The sequence below is a fragment of the Mycobacterium sp. genome, assembly GCF_035653355.1.
GTDB lineage: Bacteria > Actinomycetota > Actinomycetes > Mycobacteriales > Mycobacteriaceae > Mycobacterium.
The window spans coordinates 1-2,643 of record NZ_DASRBZ010000624.1; the positions used below are offsets into that span (position 1 = coordinate 1).

The 2,643-nt window shown below is 67.0% G+C and carries 3 protein-coding genes; 2 read left to right on the forward strand and 1 reads right to left on the reverse strand.

From position 1 onward, the window contains the following. On the reverse strand, nucleotides 1-888 hold an 888-nt coding region (locus VFA16_RS21550), incomplete at its 3' end, for a RecQ family ATP-dependent DNA helicase (RefSeq protein WP_324969788.1). A gap of 78 nt (nucleotides 889-966) precedes the next feature. Here VFA16_RS21550 and rlmN point away from each other — a divergent pair. After that, nucleotides 967-2,061 carry a 23S rRNA (adenine(2503)-C(2))-methyltransferase RlmN gene (gene rlmN, locus VFA16_RS21555; RefSeq protein WP_324969789.1) on the forward strand — a complete coding sequence of 365 codons (1,095 nt, stop codon included), beginning with the start codon at nucleotides 967-969 and terminating at the stop codon, nucleotides 2,059-2,061. A gap of 229 nt (nucleotides 2,062-2,290) precedes the next feature. Further along, the coding region (locus VFA16_RS21560; protein WP_324969790.1) for a hypothetical protein at nucleotides 2,291-2,643 on the forward strand (353 nt) is incomplete at its 3' end.

A 2,643-nucleotide genomic window follows, 5' to 3' on the forward strand; every position in this document is an offset into this window, starting at 1 on the left:
GCCCATGCCGAACGCCGACGTCGCGGCCACGACGTCGTAATCGTCGTTGTGAAACCGCTGATGCACCTCGTCACGTTGGCCCGATTGCAGCCCAGCGTGGTACGCGGCGGCGGAGGTTCCGGTCTCGCTCAATTCGGCAGCGTAGAACTCGGCGTCTTTCCGGGTGGCGGTGTAGAGCAGTCCCGGGCCGCCGAGTTCCTTCACCGCCGCCAGCACGGCGTCGCGTTTCTCGGCGTCATCGAGGAAGTGCTCGACCTCCAATCTCAGGTTGGGCCGGTCGAAGCCGGTGGCCACGACCACCGGATCCCGCAGCCGGAGATGATCGACAATCTCGCGGCGCACCACGGGCGAAGCCGTCGCGGTCAGCGCCGCGACCGTCGGTCTGCCCAGCTGCTGGATCGCGTCCGCGATGCGCAGATAGCTGGGCCGAAAGTCATGCCCCCACGCCGACACGCAGTGCGCCTCGTCCACGACGACCAATGACACCGACAACGTGGCTAACCGGGCGACGACGTCGTCATTGGTCAGTTGTTCCGGGGCCAGAAAGAAGTATTCGGCGTCATGTTCACGTACCGCCCGCCAGCTGTGGTCGGTCTCGGCGGCGCGCTGGCGCGAGTTGATCGCCACCGCCTCTGGCGCGTCAGCGTCTTCCAGCTGGGCGATCTGGTCTTGCTGCAACGCAATCAACGGCGATATCACCAGAGTCGCACCGTCGATCAGGGTCGCGGGAACTTGGTAGATCGCCGACTTGCCCGATCCGGTCGGCATCACTGCCAATACGTCACGTCCGGCGAGGATGGCTTCCATCGCGTCGAGCTGCGCCGGGCGCAGCTGCTTCCAACCGAAAACCCGAGCCGCTGCCTGCTCGAGGTCACCGCGCCGACTCACCGATGCGACATACCCGCGAGCGTCACAGCGAAACTCCTGGCTTCGCCCGCCGAAGGCCCGTCACACTGGACAATGACCATGACGCAGCAATTGGTGTTCGAAGCGCCCCGGCGCGGCTTGCCGCCGCGGCACTTAGCCGACCTCGACGCGGCCGGGCGTGTCGCCGCCGTCGCGGAGCTCGGCTTGCCGGCGTATCGCGCCAAGCAGCTGGCCCACCAGTACTACGGCCGGCTGATCGCCGACCCGCGCCGGATGACCGATCTGCCCGCAGCCGTTCGCGAGCAGGTCGCCGCCGCCATGTTCCCCGATCTGCTGACAGTGGTCCGCGATATTGCCTGCGACCGCGGCCAAACACGCAAGAGGTTGTGGCGGGCCAGCGACGGCACCACGTTCGAGTCGGTGCTGATGCGCTACCCGCAGCGCAACACGGTGTGCATTTCCTCGCAGGCGGGCTGCGGTATGGCGTGCCCGTTCTGCGCGACGGGACAGGGCGGGCTGACCCGCAACCTGTCGACCGCCGAGATTCTCGAACAGGTGCGTGCCGCGGCGGCGGCTCTGCGCGACGACTTCGGCCCCCCTAGTCAGCGGCTGTCGAATGTGGTGTTCATGGGCATGGGGGAGCCGCTGGCTAACTACGCGCGGGTGGTGGCCGCGGTGCGCCGCATCACCGAGCCGTCCGGTTTCGGGATCTCGGCGCGGTCGGTAACGGTGTCGACGGTCGGTCTGGCGCCGGCGATCCGCAAGCTCGCCGACGAACGGCTCGCGGTGACACTGGCGCTGTCACTGCACGCGCCGGACGACGAGCTGCGCGACACGCTGGTTCCGGTCAACACCCGATGGAACATCGGCGAGGCGCTCAACGCCGCGCGCTACTACGCCGACATGACCGGCAGGCGGGTGTCGATCGAATACGCATTGATCCGCGACGTCAACGACCAGCCATGGCGCGCGGATTTGCTGGGCGAGCGGCTGCATCGGGCGCTGGGCCGGCTGGCACACGTCAACGTGATCCCGCTCAACCCGACGCCGGGGAGTAGGTGGGATGCCAGCCCCAGACCCGCGCAGCAGGAATTCGTGCGACGGGTGCGCAGCAAGGGAATTTCCTGCACGGTCCGCGACACTCGGGGCCGCGAAATCAGCGCCGCCTGCGGTCAATTAGCCGCCGAGGACTGAGCGCTCCGGCCAGCACCGGACGTTGTTGTCGCGCACAGTCGTTGGCCAAGCCCGCTCAGCCGAGCGCAATTAGTGGGAATTATCCAAGTTTGGCCCACCGCCGGCGCAGACTACCGAGCAGGCGCACCCGGAGGCCGCCGGCACTGTTCTTGGGATCGGTAGCCAGCCACGCCTCGTACGTGCCGCGACGACGGCGCCAACGGCCGCGCCTGATGGAAGGAATATCAACATGAACACCACCCACGCACTGAAGACGATCATGGTCGGGGCGCTGGTGTCAGGCGGCGTCGCGGTCGCCGGCGTGGGGCTGGCCGCAGGTACCGCTCACGCCTGGGGTGGCCCATTCACGTGGTGTCCGGGGCAACCCATGGACGAGCCGACAGGGCCGGACCGGTACGGCAACCACTACTCGTGGGACATGAGTGTCTGCCATACCTGGTACAGGGTCGACTACGGGTATGGCAATGTTCCGCGAGTTATTGAAAACGGGACATCCACGCTCCAAGGCTCGAGTGCGTGGGACGGAGATAATCCACCGCCCCCCAATCCGTCGGGTTTCAATTGCGGCCTGTTCTGGTGTCC

Coding starts and splice junctions, on each gene's coding strand:
- rlmN (WP_324969789.1), top strand. CDS start 967: ATGACGCAGCAATTGGTGTTCGAAGCGCCCCGGCGCGGCTTGCCGCCG.